Origin of the sequence: Stenotrophomonas hibiscicola ATCC 19867 (genome assembly GCF_000382065.1) — a bacterium.
Classification (GTDB): domain Bacteria; phylum Pseudomonadota; class Gammaproteobacteria; order Xanthomonadales; family Xanthomonadaceae; genus Stenotrophomonas; species Stenotrophomonas hibiscicola.
The window spans coordinates 415,486-432,479 of sequence record NZ_KB907500.1 but is presented as its reverse complement, the minus strand read 5'-3'; the positions used below and the strand labels follow the sequence as shown (position 1 = coordinate 432,479).

The window sequence follows — 16,994 nt, the reverse complement described above, 5'->3', positions numbered from 1 at the left end:
AAAAATGGCACGAGTTAAGCGTGGCGTACAGGCGCGTCGCCGCCACAAGAAGATTCTGGATCTCGCCAAGGGCTACTACAACGCCCGTCGCAAGGTCTTCCGCGTTGCCAAGCAGGCGGTCATCAAGGCACAGCAGTACGCCTACATCGGCCGTAAGCAGAAGAAGCGCAACTTCCGTTCGCTGTGGATCACCCGCATCAATGCGGCTGCCCGCATCAACGGCCTGAGCTACAGCCGCTTCATGAACGGCCTGCTGAAGGCCGGCATCACCCTGGATCGCAAGGTCCTGGCTGACATCGCGGTGCACGACGCAGCCGGTTTTGCCGCGCTGGCCGAAAAGGCCAAGGGCGCGCTGGCGGCATAAGTCCTTCCCGATGCCGTAACCGTTCACTCGGAACGGTGTCAGGTCAAGGCAATGCATGGGGAAGGGCGCAAGTCCTTCCCCATTCTTTTTTGGGTCCCGGTGCGGCCACAGCGGCAGCGCGGGGACGGCGGTGGCGACAGGGGTCGGCCCTTCGCGCATCGCGATGGCAGATCGACTGGAGTTCCGGCCCCCCATGAGCGACATCCAATCCCTCACCACCCTGGCGCTGGCCGATGTGGCCGCCGCACAGAGCCCTGACGTGCTGGAACAGCTGCGCGTGGCCCTGCTTGGCAAGAGCGGCAGCATCACCTCGCAGCTCAAGCAGCTCGGTACCCTGCCGGCCGAGGAGCGCAAGGCCGCCGGTGAAGCGATCAACCAGGCCCGCGACACACTGACCCGTGCGCTGGCCGAGCGCAAGGCGCTGCTGGAAGACGCCGCACTGGACGCGCGGCTGGCTGCCGAAGCCATCGACATCACCCTGCCGGGCCGCAATGGCGACCGCGCTGGCCTGCATCCGATCACCCGTACCCTGGAACGCATCACCGGTATTTTCGGCCGGCTGGGATACGAGCTGTCGGAAGGGCCGGAGATCGAGGATGACTGGCACAATTTCGAGGCGCTGAATTTCCCGCCGCACCACCCGGCGCGCGCCATGCACGACACCTTCTACTTCGGCGACGGCCGCCTGCTGCGCACGCATACCTCCGGTGTGCAGGTGCGCTACATGGGCGACCACGCGCCGCCGCTGCGCATGATCGCTGCCGGCAAGGTGTACCGCAGCGACAGCGACCAGACCCATTCGCCGATGTTCCATCAGGTCGAAGGCCTGCTGGTGGACGAGCACTCGACCTTCGCCGACCTGAAGGGCACGCTGGCAGAATTCGTGCGCGCGTTCTTCGAGCGCGATTTCGAGATGCGCTTCCGTCCCAGCTACTTCCCGTTCGTCGAACCGGGTGCGGAAGTGGACATCGCCTGGCAGCAGCCCGATGGCAGCACCCGCTGGCTGGAAGTGCTCGGCTGCGGCATGGTGCATCCGAACGTGCTGCGCAATGTTGGCATCGATCCGGAGCGTTACACCGGCTTTGCCTTCGGCATGGGCGTGGAGCGTTTCGCGATGCTGCGCTACGGCGTCAACGACCTGCGCGCGTTCTTCGAGAACGATGTGCGGTTCCTGAAGCAGTTCGCGTAAGCCGCAACCGTGTAGAGCCGGGCCATGCTCGGCTGCCTTTCTGGATGGACGCCTCCTTGCGCATGCGCTGGGCGACCACAAAAACCGCAACGGGAGGCACGCCTCCCACCAGGGTGACACCATGAAATTCTCCGAAAACTGGCTGCGCAGCCACGTCCCGACCTCCGCCTCGCGCGATGAGCTGAGCGCGGTGCTGACCGCCATCGGCCTGGAAGTGGAAGAAGTAACCGCGCTGGGCGAAGGCCTCGATCACGTGGTCGTGGCACGCATCGTCGAGGCCGCGCGCCACCCGGAAGCCGATCGCCTGCAGGTGTGCAAGGTCGATGCCGGGCAGGGCGAGCTGCTGCAGATCGTCTGCGGTGCGCCGAACGCCCGCGCGGGCCTGGTCGCGCCACTGGCGATGGTCGGTGCGCAGATCGGCGAGCTGAAGATCAAGCCGGCCAAGCTGCGTGGCGTCGAGTCCAACGGCATGCTGTGCTCGGCCAAGGAGCTGGGCCTGGACAACGATGCCTCCGGCCTGCTGGAACTGCCCGATGACGCCCCGGTTGGCCAGGCCCTGGTCGAGTACCTGGGCCTGCCGGACGCCAGTATCGAAATCAAGCTGACCCCGAACCGCGCCGACTGCTTCAGCCTGCGCGGCATCGCCTACGACGTCGCCGCCGCTACCCGCAGTGAAGTGCTGGATTTCGCCGCCGACGCCATTCCGGCTGCCGGCAGCCGTGAGCTGGCCATCCAGCTCGACGCTGGCGCCGAAGCGCCGCGTTACCTGGGCCGTGTGATCGAGGGCGTCAACGCTGCCGCCAAGACCCCACTGTGGATGGCCGAGCGCCTGCGCCGCAGTGGCGTGCGTCCGGTCTCGCTGCTGGTCGACATCACCCAGTACGTGATGCTGGAACTGGGCCAGCCGATGCATGCCTACGACCTGGCCACCCTGCAGGGCAGCATTGCCGTGCGCCGTTCGCGCGCGGGCGAGACGCTGAAGCTGCTGGACGGCCGCGATGCCGCGCTGGACGACAGCTTCCTGGTGGTCACCGACGCCGATCGTGCGGTCGGCCTGGCCGGCCTGATGGGCGGCTTCGACACCCGTGTCACCGACGCGACCACCGCCGTGTTCCTGGAGGCCGCGCACTTCGCGCCGGCCGCGATCATGGGCCGTGGCCGCAAGCTGGGCCTGCACACCGATGCCGGCCACCGCTTCGAGCGCGGTGTCGATCCGGCACTGCCGCGTACCGCGATCGAGTACGCCACCCGCCTGGTGCTGGACCTGGCCGGCGGTACCCCGGCGCCGGTCACCGAAGCTGTGCGCGAGGCCGATCTGCCGCAGCCGGCCACGATCGTGCTGCGCCGCACGCGCATCACCCGCGTGCTTGGCATCACCATTGACGATGCCGAAGTCGAGCGCATCCTGCGTGCGCTGGGCATGGACGTGGCCGCCACCGCCGACGGCTGGCAGGTCACCGCGCCGAGCCGCCGCTTCGATATCGCCATCGAAGAGGACCTGATCGAAGAACTGGCCCGCATCCACGGTTACGAGCAGATCCCGACCACGCTGCCGGGCGGTGCCTCGCGCGTGGCGATGCCGAGCGAGACCCAGCTGGACGCGCTGAGCGTGCGCCGCCAGCTGATCGCTCGCGACCTGCAGGAAACCGTCAATTTCGCCTTCGTCGACGACGCACTGCTGGCCCAGTGGCAGCTGCGCGACGCCCTGGTGCCGCTGGCCAACCCGCTGTCGGCCGAACTGGCGGTGATGCGCCCGTCGCTGCTGCCGGGCCTGGTTGCCACCCTAGGCCGCAATGCCGCTCGCCAGCTCGGCCGCGTGCGCCTGTTCGAGCTGGGTCGGGTGTTCGCCCGGCAGGCCGGAGATGCATCGCTTGGCGAAAGCCAGCCGGCACCGCTGGAAACCCCGCGCGTGGCCGCTGCGGTCTGCGGTGATGCGCAGGCGGTGCAGTGGGGCCTGCCGACCCGCAAGGTCGATTTCCATGACCTGAAGGGTGACCTCGAATCGCTGGCGGCCGCCAGTGGCGCGCAGCTGGAGTTCCGTCCGTCCACCCGCGCCTACGGCCACCCGGCGCGTTCGGCCGAGGTGTTGCGCGATGGCGTGGCGATCGGCTGGATCGGCCAGGTTCACCCGCGCCTGGCCAGGGCGATGGACATCGAAGCCGACGTCTACGCCTTCGAACTGGACCTGGAACCGCTGACCGCCCGCCGCCTGCCGCGTGCCGGCGAACTGTCGCGCTTCCCGGCGGTGCGCCGCGACCTGGCATTCCTGGTGCCTGAACAGGTGGCCTGGGCCGATCTGGCGGCGACCGTCCGCCAGGCCGCCGGCCCGTTGCTGCGCGACCTGAACCTGTTCGACCGCTATGTCGGCCAGGGCGTCGAGCCGGGATTCAAGAGTCTCGCTATGGGCTTGATTTTGCAGGACAAGTCGCGCACTCTGACGGACCGCGACGTGGAAGCGGTGGTGGCCGAGGCGGTCACTGCCATCGAGCGTGAACACCACGCCCGGATCCGCGGCTGAGCGGGCAGCACTCGGGGGTAGCAGGCAATGGCATTGACCAAGGCGGAGATGGCGGAAAAGCTGTTCGACGAAGTCGGTCTGAACAAGCGGGAAGCCAAGGAATTCGTCGACGCGTTTTTCGATGTGCTGCGTGAAGCATTGGAACAGGGACGTCAGGTGAAGCTGTCGGGCTTCGGTAATTTCGATCTGCGGCGCAAGAACCAGCGCCCGGGTCGCAACCCCAAGACCGGCGAGGAAATTCCGATTTCCGCCCGTACGGTGGTCACCTTCCGTCCGGGCCAGAAGCTCAAGGAGAGGGTGGAAGCTTATGCTGGATCCGGGCAGTAACCGCGAACTACCGCCGATTCCGGCCAAGCGCTACTTCACCATCGGTGAAGTCAGCGAGCTGTGCGACGTCAAGCCGCACGTCCTGCGCTACTGGGAAACCGAGTTTCCCAGCCTTGAGCCGGCCAAGCGCCGAGGCAACCGCCGCTACTACCAGCGCCACGACGTGCTGATGGTCCGGCAGATCCGCAGCCTGCTGTACGAACAGGGCTACACCATCGGTGGTGCACGCCTGCGTCTGGACGGCCCCGATGCCCGCGAGGAATCGGCGCTGAGCAACCAGATCATCAAGCAGGTGCGCATGGAGCTGGAAGAAGTGCTGCAGTTGTTGCGCCGCTGATCCCATTTCCATCGTAATCCGCTATACTTCACGGCCCGCCGCACTGGCGGGCACATCGCAGCATCAGTCGGGGCGTAGCGCAGCCTGGTAGCGCATCTGCCTGGGGGGCAGAGGGTCGTCGGTTCGAATCCGGCCGTCCCGACCAAAAGCAGCGATAGAACAAGGGCTTGCGCCATACGGTGCAGGCCCTTTTTCGTTGTGGTCACTACGTGTCCACTATTCCACCACTATCGTGGCAGCGCGATACCCGTGGTAACCGACTGCCACGGCGCTTCGTGGCCACCCAGGTAATGCTCGGTCATCGATGCGTTGCCGTGCCCCATCAGCGCTTGAATCTGTTCCGTGGTCCAGCCCGCATCGCGCAGCAGCGCGCCACCCAGGCTGCGGATCTCATGGAAAGTTGGCGGCGCTTCGCCGCCCACGCCGGCAGCATCGCGCGCCTTTGCGAACGCACGCGACAGCTGCTCGGGCAACACCTGCGTGTGGTGCGCTCGGTCCTTTGCGCGCTTGTCGCTGGGCCTGGCTTTCTCCGGCAGCCGGTGGATGACGAACGGCGAAACCACGTCATCGCGGCACCGGGCCAGCAGGTCGAGCAGGGGCCCGGCCACGGCGATCTGTAGCCGAACGTTCGTCGAGCCCTCGGTTTTCGAAGGCACCACCCACAGGTGGCCGTCGCGCACGTCGGCGAACTTCACCGTCACCACGTCCTCGCGGCGCAGCAGCGTCACCAACGACAGGTCCATCGCGTTGCGCAGCCACGGCGCGGCCTGGTCCCATATGGCCCGGTACACGTCCAAGGTCAGGCGCACGCGCTTCCGCTCGTGCTGGAACCGGCGAGTCGCCAGCGCGGGATTGTGCGCCGCCAGGCTGTATCCCGAGCTGCCTCTGCGTGAGGCGGTCGCCCGGCTGACCGACAGCACTCCGATTCAGTTGCCCCCGCCACTGCCCGGCCTGCCGCCGACTCGTGAGCAGCAGCAACAGGCCCGGCGCCTAGCCGAGGCCGGGCGGTTGGAACTGGCGCGGATCAAGGAAGCGCTGGAACCGCGCCGACCGCCGAAGGAGACCAAGCCCAGGGCGAGGGATCCGATGAAGGCGTGGGTCAAGGCAGGTAGAGAGCAGCTGTCCCGTGCTCGAATCTGATCCCCCGTTCAGGGGAGGCGGTCGACTCAAAATGCTTGCCACACTTGCCCTTTCACCAGAGAGAGCAATGATGAACGCTACCAATCGAAAGACCGCCAGCTTCGGAGTGCCGTGGGAATCGGCCTACGGGTACGTACAGGCCGTCCGCGTCAACAACACGATCTTCGTGTCCGGCCAGCTCTCGCACACGCCGCAGGGCGAGCTGGTTGCGCCGGCGGAGCTGGGGGCCGACGGCAAGCCCGCCGACTTCGACACCATGGAAGCCCAGATGAGGCGCACCTACGAGAACGCGCAGGTGCTGCTGGCAGAGCTGGGTGGGTCGATCGCTGACGTGGTCGAGGAAACGCTGTTCGTCATCGACGTTCCGGCCGCTTTCGCGGCCAGTAGCAAAGTCCGGCCGGCCGTGTATGGCCAGCCGGTGCCGCAGGTGGCCAGCAACCTGATCGGGGTCTCGGCGTTGGCCTTCCCCGAGCAGCTGATTGAGATTGCCTTCCGGGCGGAAGTCCAGGGTTAAGGCACTATGTGGGCGGGGCTTGCTCCGCCCGTTCCTTGCGGTGAGTAGGCCACCGATGGTTCCTACGAGCGCCTCGGCCCGGACAAAGCCAGGACGATCTCCGGCGTGCCGTACGCTACTTCTCCGCAGCGGGCTTGGCGCGGGGCTTCAATCTAAAGCTCACGCCCATCCGGTTGATCGCGTTCATGGCCGCAATGGTGAGCGTGAGGTCGACCAGGTCTTTCTCGCCGAATACTGCGGCTACTTTTTCGTACGCCTCATCAGATGCATGGGTTTCGCTCACGAGCGTCACTTCCTCTGCCCATGCCAGTGCGGCGCGCTCTTGTTCCGAGAATAGATAGGCGGCCTCGTGCCAAACAGGTAGGAGAGCGATTGTGTCGAACGGCATGCCTTCCTTAAGCAGATCACGGGTATGAATGTCGATGCAGTGGGCGCAGCCGTTTAGCTGCGACACACGCAAAAACACCAGATGCACCAGTTTCGGCGGCAGAGAGGTGCCCGCGGTCACAAAGTGATGCAGTTGCCCCACGGCTTTGGCGCCCTCGGGAGAGACTACGAACCAGTTCGCTCGATTCATTTTAATGGGTCCTTTTCGGGTATCTGTGGGGCCGGAATCGCCCCACCCGAAGCAAGGACGCCGACGGGCAGCAGTTCGTGACACCTGCCTAGGCTCGTCGCGATCCGCTGCATGTACGCTCGCCGAGGAAGGGGATGCTGGCCGTGGGGCGCTAGATACGGGGCGCGGCGGGGAGCACCCGGAGAAGATCCTCGATTGGCGGGACAGGGAAGGGGAATTGGCTGAAGGGGGGATCGCATCGCCGCCGTTCGGATGGCGTCGGGTAGAGCCGCCATATGCACCCTATCGGCTCGTAAGTGATTGATTGCTAGTGTCGCAATCGACACTTTTGGGGAGCTTCATTGTTATGAAGATTCCTTGCCAATCAACGAGATGGGCCGAACAGTAACGATGCCTGGGGGGCAGAGGGTCGTCGGTTCGAATCCGGCCGTCCCGACCAAAAGCAGCGATAGAACAAGGGCTTGCGCCATACGGTGCAGGCCCTTCTTCGTTGTGCACCCTATCGCCACCCTATCGAATGGCGAGGATGCCCGTGTTGATCTCGGTCCACGGCCTTTCGTGGCCTTCCAGATACACCTCGGTCATCGCCGGCGAGCTGTGTGTGAGAAGGTGCTGCACTTGTTCTTCCGACCAACCTCGACGGTTGTGTGGAAGAGCACCGCCAAGCCTGCGGATCTCCTGGAGTGACACCTGATGCATGCCGATCCAAGCTGATTGACTCGCGGACGTCCTGGAACTCGCGGCTCTCCGCTGATGCGCTCGATTGCCAGGCGAAAGGCGTAGTTCTTCGACGCTTCACTGAAGTCCAACGGTCTCGCCGGCGATGGCCTTTGCGATCATGGCCGAGCTCGGCACAGTGGCGTAGGCGCGGTAGCAAAAGGTCCTGGAGGTCAGTGCCTGCAAAAACGTGATTCTTATGGCGGTTCGAAAATTTAATCTGCGGTTCGGGGAAGTCCTACAGATCGATGGCTGAGGTTCGGGTTGGAAAATGCTGATCTGTATGTTAATAACGCATCTTGAATCATGGAAGAAGGCGGGTGGCGGAATGAAATCACCCATTAAAGTGGCAATGCTGTTCATCGCGCTTTGTAGCAGCAATGTTGCGATGGCCGACGCTCGGCTACAAGTCGAAATAGTTCCGCTGAAGGGCGACCTGGGAGAAACTTCAATCGCGTTGAAGCTCTCGAATGTCGGTGACCAGGTTGCGGTAGTCGCTGAGTCTTCTCTGCCGATGCTCAATGCTCGCAAAATGTTGTTGGATGATCCCTTCATAGTGAAACAGCAGGATGGGCGCGAAGTCCAGTTCTTCGGGATAATGAGGGATACGCTCTCCGAAACTCCGAGTTCTTTGTCCATACCTCCTGGCGGCAGTTTCAGCCTAGATATAAATCTTGCAAGTGGCTATAGTCTGTCGCCAGGGCTGAGTTACACCATTGGCTTGCGAGCCCCGATTTCCTATCGCACCGCCGACGGCAGGAATGCGGAAGCTGGGCCCATAAAGCGGCAATCAGGCAAGTGGCAAAGTGCGTATCCCGCACCCCGCACGGTTGTTGTACCCGTTACTGGAAGAACAATGAAGCAAGCCCGGGCGGGGGAGTTTCTTGAACCTGTGGCATGTGTCGATCCGGCCGGCACCCCGCCTTCGGCCAAAAAAGTGCAATTTTTCAGAGTGTATTGGCTGGGGTAACGATTGGTGCAGGAAATGCGCTGAGCCAGCTCCAGCAGATGACTGAGGTCGATACAACATCTGAAACTGAGTTGTGGCTGAGGTTCAGCCCCTCAGTTCACTATACGCGCTACTTCGGGGAGCATGGCCCGGACGTCAACGTCGTTGCCGGTGAAGATGTCAACGAAGATGATGCGCTGGTTGATAGCACTTTGATGGCGATCATCTGGAGAATTTCGGGAGACGGAGTGACCCCGAAGCCGCCGGTGTCCCTCTCCTGCCGGTGCAATGCTGACGAAGTGCCGGCAGACACCATTGCTTATGTGCAGTCAGGTGCTCCATACGTAATTCACGCATGCCCTGTATTTTGGTCCCTATCTATGCTGCCCGCCAATCACATTGGTGAACCCTCAAAGGTTGGCACGATGGTCCACGAGTTCACTCATTTTACTGACGACAAGGGCATGGCGCTGCGGCATCCGCCGGTCCCCGGCAAGAATGTCTCATCTCTTTCGTACGCACTAGAGTTGGCGGCCAGCTCACATCCAGGCGCTGTTCGATTCCCGAACGCGTACAAGTTTTTCGTTTTGGGTCAAGCACACGGTTTTTCTCCGCCGGAATAGTCCGAGGCAGGAGGGTGCGGTCATTGGAGCCCGCCAAGCCGCCGCCGGTGACCAAGCTCCGTCCGAGCGACGCCCGTAGGGCGTAGATGAGGGCAGGGCCGCAGCAGATGCGGAGCCATGTTTAGTCCCGGTGGCTGCAACCCTATCAGCGCGGAAGTAATTGATTGAATTGGGCCTCAATCGGCACTTATGGGAGGCCCGGTGCAGGCCTGAAACCCTTATAGATCAACGGGATGGGGCAACCAGTGATGATGCCTGGGGGCAGAGGGTCGTCGGTTCGAATCCGGCCGTCCCGACCACTGTGATGAATCAAGAAGCCCGCGCAGCGATGCGTGGGTTTTTTTGTGCGTGCGGTGTATGCTGCGCGCCACTCGTACTACCGCGGCTGCTGAACCCGGTACTCACGAGAACACATCATGGAATCTGCAAGAAACCGTGCCTGGCGTCGCAGCCAGGCCCGCAACCGTGGTGGCGACCGCGCCACGACCGCCTACAGCTACAAGCCCGAGAAGAACTGGAAGCTGCTGTATACGCGCGATGCCAAGCTCGCGCGCGCACGCCAGCTGGGCTTCACCTATCCGGTCCTCAGCGCCCGCCAACTGCAGGAACAGGAATGATCAACCTGCTGTTCGTCTGCAGCCGCAACCAGCTGCGCAGCCCGACCGCCGAAGCCATGTGGCGACGGCGGCCCGGCTTCAACGCGCTGTCGGCCGGTACCAGCCCGCACGCACGACGCCCCATCGGCCCGGCGGATATCCGCTGGGCCGATGTCATCTTCGTGATGGAGGCCAAGCACCAGCATCGCCTGCAGGCCACGTGCGCGCGCCTGCTGGAACACAAGCGCCTGCATTGCCTGGACATCCCCGACGACTATCGCTGCATGGATCCGCTGTTGATGGACCTGCTGGACGCCAAGGTGGACGTGTATCTCGATCAGCTGCCGGCAAAGCAGTAGATCAGTTCCGGATCGCCTTCGTCCAATCCATGCACGATGCCACTTTCGATGAAACCCGAGGCGGCGAGCAGGCGTTGCATGCTGGTGTTGGATGCATTCGTCGAAGTAAACAGCTTGCCTTGCCCCAGCAGCGCGATGGCATGGCGCAGCAGGGCGGCGCCGGCGTCCTGTCTGCGTTGTTCGCGCGCCACCATGAGCATCTCGACGAAGGCTTCGCCGAAGAAGTGACGATGGATGACCAGGTAACCGGCCAGCTGGCCGGACCGTTCGGCCACGTGCATGCCACCGCTGGCCTGCCAGTCGCTGATCTGCCGTGCGCGCCTCGGATCGTGGGACGCAACGCTGTCGAGCGCGATCAACGCGGGAACGTCGGCGGGCATTGCCTCGCGGATATGCAGCGTCGTCGAGGAAGGATCGGGCGGCACCATCGAAGCTCCTGGGCTGGTTGCGCCCAGTCTATCGATCACGTCGGCCGTGTCCGCGCATGCGCCACAGCCAGCGCGTGGCAGGCAGTCAATACACCCGGAACTCGGCACGGCAGCCGTCGCTGACCCACACGCCGCGACGGTCCCATCCCCAGTTGCGGTCCTCGATGCAGGTCGTCACCGATTTCTGCTTGACCAGCCGCACCTCGTGGCGGACGCGGATGCGGCACTGCTTGTCCTTGTTCTCGTAGGACTCGCAGACCAGGCGTTCACCCTCGTTGTCGCGATCACGGCCACGGCCACGTCCCGGCCAGCGCCCGTATCCGTCGGCGACGAACTCGGCGCGGCAGCCGTCGGTCACCCATAACGTGCGGCGGCTCTGGCCCCAGTTCTGGTTCTCCACGCAGCGGGTGACCGACAGTTGCCTGGCCAGGCGCATCGGGCCCTCAATGGGGCATTGCTCGGTCTTGTTGAACTGGGATTCGCAGCGCAGCGCTGGAATGTGATCAGTGTCGTGGTCCTGGGCGGCCACGGCGGTGGCGGCCAGCAGCAGGGCAAGGACGGCACCGGTGATCGGCAGCAGCGGGCGAAGGGTCATGGGGAGCCTCGAGCGGGGGATTCGGGCGGCAAGAATGACCCAGCACGGGGCCGTCGGAACGCATCGTTCCGGAAGTGGCTCAGTAAGGATTTAGTAGTGCGCACGGGCCCATGCAGAGGCTTACATCCCGTATCATCGCTGCACATCCGATCGCATCGGTTTACACCTTCTTACATGTCTTCCACGCCTGTCGGCGCAGCCTGTGGCTGCCGTCACTGGTGTGCGGGCGGCCTGTGCGGGAGGATGCGCGGACCACGACGACCACAGGGGGTTGCGTTGATCAGCAGTACCGTCATTCATCGCTCGGCCGACGCAGGCGGCGCCGAGGTGCGGGTCCTGGACACCACGTTCAAGGGCAAGCACGTGTTCACTGCCTGGGGCCTGCGCGGGCCGGAACTGACCCGCAGCGCGGACCCGGTTGCGACCGTGGCCGCACGCAAGGCGCTGCACGCGGTTGCCGGCCACAGCGAAGGGCCGCGCAGCCCGGAAGTGTTCATCGCCAACCAGTCGGCGGTGGCGATCACGGTCTATCGCCTGCTTACCGAAGCGCGCTCCGGCGATGCCATCTTCTTCCTGTGCGATTCCCAGGCGGTGGTCGAATGGCTGATCACCGCGCTGGAAGTGCAGGGCGCGGACTGATTCCGCGTTCCGGCGCGCATTGATTCACGCCAGCGCCGCGTCCACGGCGGCCCGCGCATGCAGTGCAGTGGTATCGAACAGCGGCACTGTGCTGTCCTCCGGCCGTACCAGCAGCATGATCTCGGTACAGCCGAGGATGATGGCCTCGGCGCCGCGCGCGACCAGTCTCTCGATCACGCCGGCGTAGACCTGTCGTGAGTGTTCGCTGACCACGCCGGCGATCAGTTCCTGGTAGATGATGTCGTGCACGCTGCGACGATCATCGGCTTCGGGAACCAGGACCTCCAATCCGAAGCGATCCTGCAGCCGGCCGCGGTAGAAGTCCTGCTCCATGGTGAAGGCGGTGCCGAGCAGGCCCACCTTTCGCGCCCCTGCCTGCACGATGGCCTGGGCGGTGGGGTCGGCGATATGCAGCAGTGGCAGTGGGCAGGCCGCCTCGATGCGGTCGGCCAGTTGGTGCATGGTGTTGGTGCAGACCAGCAGCAGTTCGGCACCACCGGCCTGCAGGCGCCGTGCGGCCTCAACCATGTGGTCGCCCAGTGCATCCCAGTCGCCGTCGTGCTGCAGCTGCTTGATCGGGGCGAAGTCCACCGACCACAGCAGCAGCTGCGCCGAATGTGCGCCACCGAGGCGCTGCCGCACGTCCTCGTTGATGAGCCGGTAATACTGCGCCGAGCTTTCCCAGCTCATGCCGCCGATCAGGCCAAGGGTCTTCATGCACAGCTCCATGCCGGGGAGCCGTCATTGCAGCACAACCGATGCGGCAGTTGCACCACACATTAGCGATTGCTAATGTGTTGACCATGATCGAGAACGCCCTGTTCAAGGCGCTGGCCGACCCGACCCGCCGCCACATCTTCGAAAAGCTGGCCGAGGGCGGGCAGCATGCCAGCGCGCTGCGCGAGGGCGTGGCGATCAGCCAGTCTGCGATGTCCCAGCACCTGGCAGTGCTGCGCGATGCCGGGCTGGTGAGCGAACAGCGCCAAGGCCGCTTCGTCTACTACGAGGTCGATCCGCGCGGACTGGCCCACATCGGCAACTGGCTGCAGCGCTACCGGGCCTACTGGCCCGCGCGTATGGATGCCTTGCAGGATCTGCTGAAGGAGATGGATTGATGGACGACGTTCTGAACGAAGCGGCTCCTGCGTTGGTGATGGAGCAGTGGCTGCCAGCGCCACCGGAACGGGTCTGGCGCGCACTGTTGGACCCGGCGCTGCGTGAGCGCTGGTTGCCTGCGGCCGATCTTGCCGATCCGCAGCCTTGCCTGCGCGAGGAGGGGCGGGAGCTGGGGTTCCACCTGCGCGATGCGCATCCCCCGCATCTGCACAGCCAGGTGTGTTTCCGGCTGCGCGCGGATGACGGCGGGGGAACGGTGCTGACCATCGTGCATCGGCTCACCGACCTGCGCGCGCTGCGGCCGTTGGCCGCCAACGACGATCATCGCACCATGATGCGCGCGGCGTGAGGCGACGCCTCAATCCCACCGGACAAGGAGCAGGCACATGCGGGACAGGATGCAGCTGGTACCGATGGTGGTGGAACGCAGCGAGCGCGGCGAGCGTTCCTATGACATCTACTCGCGGCTGCTGCGCGAGCGCATCATCTTTCTCAACGGCGAAGTCGATGACATCTTATCGGCGCTGGTCTGCGCGCAACTGCTGTTCCTGGAATCGGAAAACCCGGAGAAGCCGATCCATCTGTACATCAACTCGCCAGGCGGAGTCATTTCCAGCGGCTTGGCGATGTACGACACGATGCAATACATCTCTGCTCCGGTGCATACGCTGTGCATGGGCACCGCGCGGTCGATGGGGTCGTTCCTGCTGATGGCCGGCGAGCCGGGTCACCGCGCGGCGTTGGCCAATGCCAGCCTGCACGTGCACCAGCCGCTGGGCGGGGTGCAGGGCCAGGCTTCGGACATCTTCATCCACGCCGAGGAAATGCAGCGCACCAAGCAGCGCATCACCCGGCTGTATGCGCAGCATTGCGGACGCAGTGTCGAGGAGGTCGAGCAGACCCTGGACCGCGATCGTTTCATGAGTGCCGAGCAGGCATGCGAATGGGGCCTGATCGACCAGGTACTGGTACGGCGCGACGCGCACGCGGCCTGAGCCTGCCTCTGTAACCACCACATCCACGCTGTGCTGTATGTGCCGCGCGTTGCAGACGCACTCTATGCTGGTACGGTCTTCTGAAGTGGATGTGCGCCATGGCCCTGCATACCTGGTGGTGGTTCCTCGCCACGGTGTTCGTTCTGTGTGGCACGCCGGGGCCGAACATGCTGCATATCCTCGGCCGCAGCGTCGGACTCGGCTTCCGCGGCAGTGTACCGGCGATGGCCGGCTGCCTGCTGGCGATGCTGCTGGTGCTGGCCGCGTCCGCTGCTGGCCTGAGCGCATTGCTTCATTCCTCGCCGATGCTGTTCGAAGTGCTGCGCTATCTGGGCGTGGCCTACCTGGCCTGGCTGGGCCTGAAGGCATGGCGCGACAGCTGCCGTCCCGCGCCTACGGTGACGGTGGATGCCGCACTGCCGATGATGCCGACGCTTGGTGCCTGGACCGTGTTCCGTGGTGGCCTTCTGGTGGGCCTGAGCAATCCCAAGCTGCTGCTGTTCGCGGCGGCGTTCCTGCCGCAGTTCGTTGACCCGTCACGTGGCCAGGCGTTTCAGTACAGCGTGCTGGTGGCCACCTTCGCCGCTTGCGAACTGTTCTGGTACGTGATGTATGCAGCCGGTGGCCATGGCCTGCGCCGCTGGCTGGCCGAACCCTTTGCGCGACGCTGGTTCGAGCGGTTGGTCGGTAGCGTGTTCCTGGCGTTTGCCGTCGCGCTGCTGCGCTTTCGTCCGCGCTGATTCACGCCGCGCACGCGGCCTGTTCACGACTGCCGCATCGGTGACGGCCTAGCCTGATCATCCAGTACGCAGTCCCCGCAGGGAAAGGTTTGACATGATCAAGTGGGCCATCATCTTCGCCATCATCGGTGTGATCGCAGGCGTGCTCGGCTTCGGTGGCGTCGCCGGTGCCTCGGTCGGCATCGCCAAGTTCCTGTTCTGGGCCGGCATCATCATCGCCGTGGTGCTGTTCCTGCTCGGCATGACCGTGGCCAAGAAGGTCAGCTAGCGTTGATCGCGCAGCAGCGTGCTCAGTGCGCGCTGCTGCGCGAAAACAGGTTGATCACGAGTACACCGGCGCAGATCAGGCCGATGCCGATCAGCGCGGGTGCATCCAGGCGCTGCTTGAACACCACCAGCCCGATCAACGAGATCAGCACGATGCCGACGCCGGACCAGATCGCGTAGGCGATGCCGGTCGGGATCGACTTCATGGTCATCGACAACAGGTAGAAGCACAGTCCATAGCCGACCAGTGCGCCCAGTGTCGGCGCCAGCCGGCTCATGCCGTCGGACGCCTTCAGCAGTGATGTGGCAATCACTTCCAGCACGATGGCAGCGGCAAGGTAGAGATAGGAATTCATTGACCGCTCCAGCTCATTGCGCTCAGTTTCAGCGCCTGTTCGGCCATGGTCAATGCGCTGGCACGTTCCTGCGCGTCCAGCGGGTAGGCCGTGGCCCAGCAGCCATTGGCAGCGTGCAGCGCGCCGCGTACCGTTGGCGTCGCCAGGATTCGGCCAGCATCGCACGCTTCCAGGACGTCAAGCGCAGGCAGCGCTGGTTCCATCGGGTTGCCCGCGCTTCGAAATCGCCGATCAGCGCGCCGGTGGCTTCATCCACCAGCAGCCAAGCCATTACGGCAGGCTACTTCGATGGTGGCCCGCAGCAGTGATTGGCGCACGCGGTCGGCTGCCTTGCAGCGCGAACAGGAGCGGATACCGGCGTGGCGGGAAGAAACCGACTGGACGGTACGACTGTAGCGCAGGCCCACCGCGTTGCCGCGCGCTGCCGGTCAAGGCCGGCAGCGGAGCCATCATGCGTCGATGCGGGCGAAACGCGGTTGCGGTCCGTGCTCGCCCGGCACCTGCTCGACGAACATGGCGTACGGGCGTACCCACAGGCCACCTTCGCCATACAGCGCGCGGTACAGCACCATCGGCTGCAGGGTCTCACTGCTGCGGACGATGTCGAGCACTTCGTACTCGCCGCCCTTGAAGTGGCGGTAGCGGCCCGGGGCCAGGGTGGGTAGCGGACTCAGCTCAGCCATGGGCGGCGCGACTCACTTGCGCGCCGGGCTGGCCGGCTTCGCGCAGTAGGCATCGATGGCTTCGGCGGTGTTGGCCAGACCCTGTGCCTGCGCCAGTTCCCACGGACGTTCGCAACGCTGGCTGTGCTCGCACCACTGGTAGCCGGCCGAACCGATGCAACCGTGGGCATCGCGGTCGCCACCGATCTTCGGCGTGGCAGGCGAAGTGGCCGCCGTATCGGCACGCGCAGCGGCCTGATGCTGGTTGGCACAGGCGGACAGCACCAGCAGGGCTGGAATCAGAAGAAGCGCTTTCATCGGGCGGGCTCCGTGCCTAAAGCGACAGTGTCTGCCGCAAATAGCCCTGCAGCAAGCGCTCAGTGCAGGGCGGCGCGGATCAGTTCCTCGATCAGCACGAGGTAGCTGGCCACGAAGTAGAACTTCAGCAGCGTCCAACGCTGCTGCGAGAAGAAGGTGCGCATGTGGAAGGGGCCCCTGTTGGTGACGGTAGTGTGAAGCTCCGCCAACTCCGTGACAAGGGTCACGAAAGGGGACTCACTAAACGGCCTCAGGGATGTGATGGCGGGGCGCCCTGACAGCGCGGCGCGGCATTTTCGTACAAATCTGATGGGCCATCCCGGAGGCGATCGCTAGCCTGATGGGGTACCGGTGCTCAGGGCCTTCCGTCGCCGGCTTGACCCATTCCGCAGGAGTCTCCAATGGTTATTACCGTTCAATGCAATGCCCGGCACTGGTCCGTACTGGACCCGCAGGCGCATGACGCAACCCGTTATGCACGGGGTGCCGAGGCCTTCGATGACGCCGCAGCGCGGGCCCAGGAGCACCACCGCCGCACCGGCCAGTGCAGCACGGTACGGGTCGAGGCGCTTGGCAATTCCGTGGACGCACTCCACTTCGGACGTTGACACCACCCGGCCGAGGTGCAGTCAGCCACGGTTGAGCTGTTTGAATGGGGAAAGAACCGC

27 protein-coding genes and 2 tRNA genes are annotated in these 16,994 nt (G+C 64.4%); 21 read left to right on the top strand and 8 right to left on the bottom strand.

Translation table 11 applies throughout. The features are described 5' to 3' along the window. Positions 1 to 4 precede the first annotated feature (4 nt). The 6 genes from rplT (at position 5) to G370_RS0110500 (ending at position 4,880) form a co-directional block, all read left to right on the top strand. Positions 5 to 364 (top strand): 50S ribosomal protein L20, encoded by a 360-nt coding sequence (gene rplT, locus G370_RS0110525; RefSeq protein ID WP_005410435.1) that lies wholly within the window; start codon positions 5 to 7, stop codon positions 362 to 364. Between the two features lie 193 nt (positions 365 to 557). Then, positions 558 to 1,553, top strand: coding sequence for a phenylalanine--tRNA ligase subunit alpha (gene pheS / locus G370_RS0110520; protein WP_019660567.1), 996 nt, complete (start codon positions 558 to 560; stop codon positions 1,551 to 1,553). A 121-nt stretch (positions 1,554 to 1,674) separates the two neighbouring features. Beyond that, a complete protein-coding gene (pheT, locus tag G370_RS0110515; RefSeq protein WP_019660566.1) occupies positions 1,675 to 4,071 on the top strand; it encodes a phenylalanine--tRNA ligase subunit beta in 2,397 nt (798 codons plus the stop codon). Between the two features lie 27 nt (positions 4,072 to 4,098). Next, positions 4,099 to 4,398, top strand: a complete 300-nt coding sequence (locus G370_RS0110510; RefSeq protein WP_005410432.1) for an integration host factor subunit alpha — start codon at positions 4,099 to 4,101, stop codon at positions 4,396 to 4,398. Then, positions 4,379 to 4,735 (top strand): MerR family transcriptional regulator, encoded by a 357-nt coding sequence (locus G370_RS0110505; protein ID WP_005410431.1) that lies wholly within the window; start codon positions 4,379 to 4,381, stop codon positions 4,733 to 4,735. The genes G370_RS0110510 and G370_RS0110505 overlap by 20 nt, the downstream gene beginning before the upstream one ends. Positions 4,736 to 4,803: 68 nt before the next feature. After that, a tRNA-Pro gene (locus tag G370_RS0110500) sits at positions 4,804 to 4,880 on the top strand. A gap of 82 nt (positions 4,881 to 4,962) precedes the next feature. On the opposite strand, the gene G370_RS01000000120800 is transcribed toward G370_RS0110500, so the two are convergent. After that, positions 4,963 to 5,655: a tyrosine-type recombinase/integrase gene (locus G370_RS01000000120800; protein WP_425423328.1), complete on the bottom strand. Its 693-nt coding sequence runs from the start codon at positions 5,653 to 5,655 to the stop codon at positions 4,963 to 4,965. Here G370_RS01000000120800 and G370_RS1000000121910 point away from each other — a divergent pair. Both G370_RS1000000121910 and G370_RS0110485 read left to right on the top strand, forming a co-directional pair. Further along, entirely contained in the window at positions 5,588 to 5,875 is a 288-nt protein-coding gene (locus G370_RS1000000121910) for a hypothetical protein (RefSeq protein ID WP_019660564.1), read from the top strand. The genes G370_RS01000000120800 and G370_RS1000000121910 overlap by 68 nt on opposite strands. Positions 5,876 to 5,945: 70 nt before the next feature. Then, a complete protein-coding gene (locus G370_RS0110485) occupies positions 5,946 to 6,389 on the top strand; it encodes a RidA family protein (protein ID WP_233653907.1) in 444 nt (147 codons plus the stop codon). 115 nt (positions 6,390 to 6,504) lie between these two features. Here the strand turns inward: G370_RS0110485 and G370_RS0110480 are convergent, their stop codons facing one another. Further along, positions 6,505 to 6,966, bottom strand: coding sequence for a carboxymuconolactone decarboxylase family protein (locus G370_RS0110480; RefSeq protein ID WP_019660562.1), 462 nt, complete (start codon positions 6,964 to 6,966; stop codon positions 6,505 to 6,507). Positions 6,967 to 7,954: 988 nt separating this feature from the next. Between G370_RS0110480 and G370_RS1000000121610 the strand changes: the two genes are divergently transcribed. From G370_RS1000000121610 to G370_RS0110470, 5 genes are all read left to right on the top strand, one after another. After that, positions 7,955 to 8,653 carry a hypothetical protein gene (locus G370_RS1000000121610; protein ID WP_154081334.1) on the top strand — a complete coding sequence of 233 codons (699 nt, stop codon included), beginning with the start codon at positions 7,955 to 7,957 and terminating at the stop codon, positions 8,651 to 8,653. A gap of 38 nt (positions 8,654 to 8,691) precedes the next feature. Further along, positions 8,692 to 9,255: a M35 family metallo-endopeptidase gene (locus G370_RS1000000121350; RefSeq protein ID WP_180876562.1), complete on the top strand. Its 564-nt coding sequence runs from the start codon at positions 8,692 to 8,694 to the stop codon at positions 9,253 to 9,255. A 229-nt stretch (positions 9,256 to 9,484) separates the two neighbouring features. After that, a tRNA-OTHER gene (locus G370_RS1000000121605) sits at positions 9,485 to 9,554 on the top strand. A 117-nt stretch (positions 9,555 to 9,671) separates the two neighbouring features. Further along, positions 9,672 to 9,872: a hypothetical protein gene (locus G370_RS1000000121745; RefSeq protein ID WP_014037933.1), complete on the top strand. Its 201-nt coding sequence runs from the start codon at positions 9,672 to 9,674 to the stop codon at positions 9,870 to 9,872. Continuing rightward, positions 9,869 to 10,210: a low molecular weight protein tyrosine phosphatase family protein gene (locus G370_RS0110470; RefSeq protein WP_019660561.1), complete on the top strand. Its 342-nt coding sequence runs from the start codon at positions 9,869 to 9,871 to the stop codon at positions 10,208 to 10,210. Before G370_RS1000000121745 ends, G370_RS0110470 begins: the two co-directional genes overlap by 4 nt. Here the strand turns inward: G370_RS0110470 and G370_RS0110465 are convergent. Both G370_RS0110465 and G370_RS0110460 read right to left on the bottom strand, forming a co-directional pair. Beyond that, positions 10,189 to 10,638 carry a GNAT family N-acetyltransferase gene (locus G370_RS0110465; RefSeq protein WP_019660560.1) on the bottom strand — a complete coding sequence of 150 codons (450 nt, stop codon included), beginning with the start codon at positions 10,636 to 10,638 and terminating at the stop codon, positions 10,189 to 10,191. The two genes, G370_RS0110470 and G370_RS0110465, sit on opposite strands and share 22 nt — an antisense overlap. A gap of 85 nt (positions 10,639 to 10,723) precedes the next feature. Continuing rightward, on the bottom strand, positions 10,724 to 11,233 hold the full coding sequence (locus G370_RS0110460) for a DUF3011 domain-containing protein (RefSeq protein WP_019660559.1): 510 nt from the start codon (positions 11,231 to 11,233) through the stop codon (positions 10,724 to 10,726). Positions 11,234 to 11,476: 243 nt separating this feature from the next. On the opposite strand from G370_RS0110460, the gene G370_RS0110455 reads away from it, so the two are divergent. Next, positions 11,477 to 11,872 carry a hypothetical protein gene (locus G370_RS0110455; RefSeq protein ID WP_019660558.1) on the top strand — a complete coding sequence of 132 codons (396 nt, stop codon included), beginning with the start codon at positions 11,477 to 11,479 and terminating at the stop codon, positions 11,870 to 11,872. A gap of 24 nt (positions 11,873 to 11,896) precedes the next feature. On the opposite strand, the gene G370_RS0110450 is transcribed toward G370_RS0110455, so the two are convergent. Continuing rightward, complete coding sequence (locus G370_RS0110450) at positions 11,897 to 12,589, bottom strand: aspartate/glutamate racemase family protein (RefSeq protein ID WP_026347077.1); 693 nt, start codon at positions 12,587 to 12,589, stop codon at positions 11,897 to 11,899. An 86-nt stretch (positions 12,590 to 12,675) separates the two neighbouring features. On the opposite strand from G370_RS0110450, the gene G370_RS0110445 reads away from it, so the two are divergent. From G370_RS0110445 to G370_RS1000000121345, 5 genes are all read left to right on the top strand, one after another. Further along, positions 12,676 to 12,987: an ArsR/SmtB family transcription factor gene (locus G370_RS0110445; protein ID WP_019660556.1), complete on the top strand. Its 312-nt coding sequence runs from the start codon at positions 12,676 to 12,678 to the stop codon at positions 12,985 to 12,987. After that, complete coding sequence (locus tag G370_RS0110440; RefSeq protein ID WP_019660555.1) at positions 12,987 to 13,337, top strand: SRPBCC family protein; 351 nt, start codon at positions 12,987 to 12,989, stop codon at positions 13,335 to 13,337. Before G370_RS0110445 ends, G370_RS0110440 begins: the two co-directional genes overlap by 1 nt. Positions 13,338 to 13,374: 37 nt before the next feature. Beyond that, positions 13,375 to 13,983: an ATP-dependent Clp protease proteolytic subunit gene (locus tag G370_RS0110435; protein WP_019660554.1), complete on the top strand. Its 609-nt coding sequence runs from the start codon at positions 13,375 to 13,377 to the stop codon at positions 13,981 to 13,983. Between the two features lie 98 nt (positions 13,984 to 14,081). Then, a complete protein-coding gene (locus G370_RS0110430) occupies positions 14,082 to 14,723 on the top strand; it encodes a LysE family translocator (RefSeq protein WP_019660553.1) in 642 nt (213 codons plus the stop codon). Between the two features lie 94 nt (positions 14,724 to 14,817). Next, positions 14,818 to 14,991, top strand: coding sequence for a DUF1328 domain-containing protein (locus tag G370_RS1000000121345; RefSeq protein WP_019660552.1), 174 nt, complete (start codon positions 14,818 to 14,820; stop codon positions 14,989 to 14,991). 22 nt (positions 14,992 to 15,013) lie between these two features. On the opposite strand, the gene G370_RS0110420 is transcribed toward G370_RS1000000121345, so the two are convergent. Then, the gene (locus tag G370_RS0110420) at positions 15,014 to 15,346 is read right to left on the bottom strand and encodes an SMR family transporter (RefSeq protein ID WP_019660551.1); all 333 of its coding nucleotides are present in this window, start codon (positions 15,344 to 15,346) and stop codon (positions 15,014 to 15,016) included. 113 nt (positions 15,347 to 15,459) lie between these two features. Here G370_RS0110420 and G370_RS0110415 point away from each other — a divergent pair, with 113 nt between their 5' ends. Continuing rightward, positions 15,460 to 15,654, top strand: a complete 195-nt coding sequence (locus tag G370_RS0110415) for a hypothetical protein (RefSeq protein ID WP_019660550.1) — start codon at positions 15,460 to 15,462, stop codon at positions 15,652 to 15,654. Between the two features lie 141 nt (positions 15,655 to 15,795). Here the strand turns inward: G370_RS0110415 and G370_RS0110410 are convergent, their stop codons facing one another. Then, positions 15,796 to 16,029 (bottom strand): DUF1653 domain-containing protein, encoded by a 234-nt coding sequence (locus tag G370_RS0110410; RefSeq protein WP_019660549.1) that lies wholly within the window; start codon positions 16,027 to 16,029, stop codon positions 15,796 to 15,798. Positions 16,030 to 16,041: 12 nt separating this feature from the next. Further along, positions 16,042 to 16,326: a hypothetical protein gene (locus tag G370_RS0110405; RefSeq protein WP_019660548.1), complete on the bottom strand. Its 285-nt coding sequence runs from the start codon at positions 16,324 to 16,326 to the stop codon at positions 16,042 to 16,044. A gap of 401 nt (positions 16,327 to 16,727) precedes the next feature. Between G370_RS0110405 and G370_RS0110395 the strand changes: the two genes are divergently transcribed. Next, entirely contained in the window at positions 16,728 to 16,934 is a 207-nt protein-coding gene (locus G370_RS0110395) for a hypothetical protein (RefSeq protein ID WP_019660547.1), read from the top strand. Positions 16,935 to 16,994 lie beyond the last annotated feature (60 nt).

Bases quoted from the DNA above. Each gene is read 5' to 3' on its own strand.
- rplT (WP_005410435.1), top strand. From the start codon at position 5: ATGGCACGAGTTAAGCGTGGCGTACAGGCGCGTCGCCGCCACAAGAAG.
- pheS (WP_019660567.1), top strand. From the start codon at position 558: ATGAGCGACATCCAATCCCTCACCACCCTGGCGCTGGCCGATGTGGCC.
- pheT (WP_019660566.1), top strand. From the start codon at position 1,675: ATGAAATTCTCCGAAAACTGGCTGCGCAGCCACGTCCCGACCTCCGCC.
- G370_RS0110510 (WP_005410432.1), top strand. From the start codon at position 4,099: ATGGCATTGACCAAGGCGGAGATGGCGGAAAAGCTGTTCGACGAAGTC.
- G370_RS0110505 (WP_005410431.1), top strand. From the start codon at position 4,379: ATGCTGGATCCGGGCAGTAACCGCGAACTACCGCCGATTCCGGCCAAG.
- G370_RS0110485 (WP_233653907.1), top strand. From the start codon at position 5,946: ATGAACGCTACCAATCGAAAGACCGCCAGCTTCGGAGTGCCGTGGGAA.
- G370_RS0110480 (WP_019660562.1), bottom strand. From the start codon at position 6,966: ATGAATCGAGCGAACTGGTTCGTAGTCTCTCCCGAGGGCGCCAAAGCC.
- G370_RS1000000121610 (WP_154081334.1), top strand. From the start codon at position 7,955: ATGCTGATCTGTATGTTAATAACGCATCTTGAATCATGGAAGAAGGCG.
- G370_RS1000000121350 (WP_180876562.1), top strand. From the start codon at position 8,692: ATGACTGAGGTCGATACAACATCTGAAACTGAGTTGTGGCTGAGGTTC.
- G370_RS1000000121745 (WP_014037933.1), top strand. From the start codon at position 9,672: ATGGAATCTGCAAGAAACCGTGCCTGGCGTCGCAGCCAGGCCCGCAAC.
- G370_RS0110470 (WP_019660561.1), top strand. From the start codon at position 9,869: ATGATCAACCTGCTGTTCGTCTGCAGCCGCAACCAGCTGCGCAGCCCG.
- G370_RS0110465 (WP_019660560.1), bottom strand. From the start codon at position 10,638: ATGGTGCCGCCCGATCCTTCCTCGACGACGCTGCATATCCGCGAGGCA.
- G370_RS0110460 (WP_019660559.1), bottom strand. From the start codon at position 11,233: ATGACCCTTCGCCCGCTGCTGCCGATCACCGGTGCCGTCCTTGCCCTG.
- G370_RS0110455 (WP_019660558.1), top strand. From the start codon at position 11,477: ATGCGCGGACCACGACGACCACAGGGGGTTGCGTTGATCAGCAGTACC.
- G370_RS0110450 (WP_026347077.1), bottom strand. From the start codon at position 12,589: ATGAAGACCCTTGGCCTGATCGGCGGCATGAGCTGGGAAAGCTCGGCG.
- G370_RS0110445 (WP_019660556.1), top strand. From the start codon at position 12,676: ATGATCGAGAACGCCCTGTTCAAGGCGCTGGCCGACCCGACCCGCCGC.
- G370_RS0110440 (WP_019660555.1), top strand. From the start codon at position 12,987: ATGGACGACGTTCTGAACGAAGCGGCTCCTGCGTTGGTGATGGAGCAG.
- G370_RS0110435 (WP_019660554.1), top strand. From the start codon at position 13,375: ATGCGGGACAGGATGCAGCTGGTACCGATGGTGGTGGAACGCAGCGAG.
- G370_RS0110430 (WP_019660553.1), top strand. From the start codon at position 14,082: ATGGCCCTGCATACCTGGTGGTGGTTCCTCGCCACGGTGTTCGTTCTG.
- G370_RS1000000121345 (WP_019660552.1), top strand. From the start codon at position 14,818: ATGATCAAGTGGGCCATCATCTTCGCCATCATCGGTGTGATCGCAGGC.
- G370_RS0110420 (WP_019660551.1), bottom strand. From the start codon at position 15,346: ATGAATTCCTATCTCTACCTTGCCGCTGCCATCGTGCTGGAAGTGATT.
- G370_RS0110410 (WP_019660549.1), bottom strand. From the start codon at position 16,029: ATGGCTGAGCTGAGTCCGCTACCCACCCTGGCCCCGGGCCGCTACCGC.
- G370_RS0110405 (WP_019660548.1), bottom strand. From the start codon at position 16,326: ATGAAAGCGCTTCTTCTGATTCCAGCCCTGCTGGTGCTGTCCGCCTGT.
- G370_RS0110395 (WP_019660547.1), top strand. From the start codon at position 16,728: ATGGTTATTACCGTTCAATGCAATGCCCGGCACTGGTCCGTACTGGAC.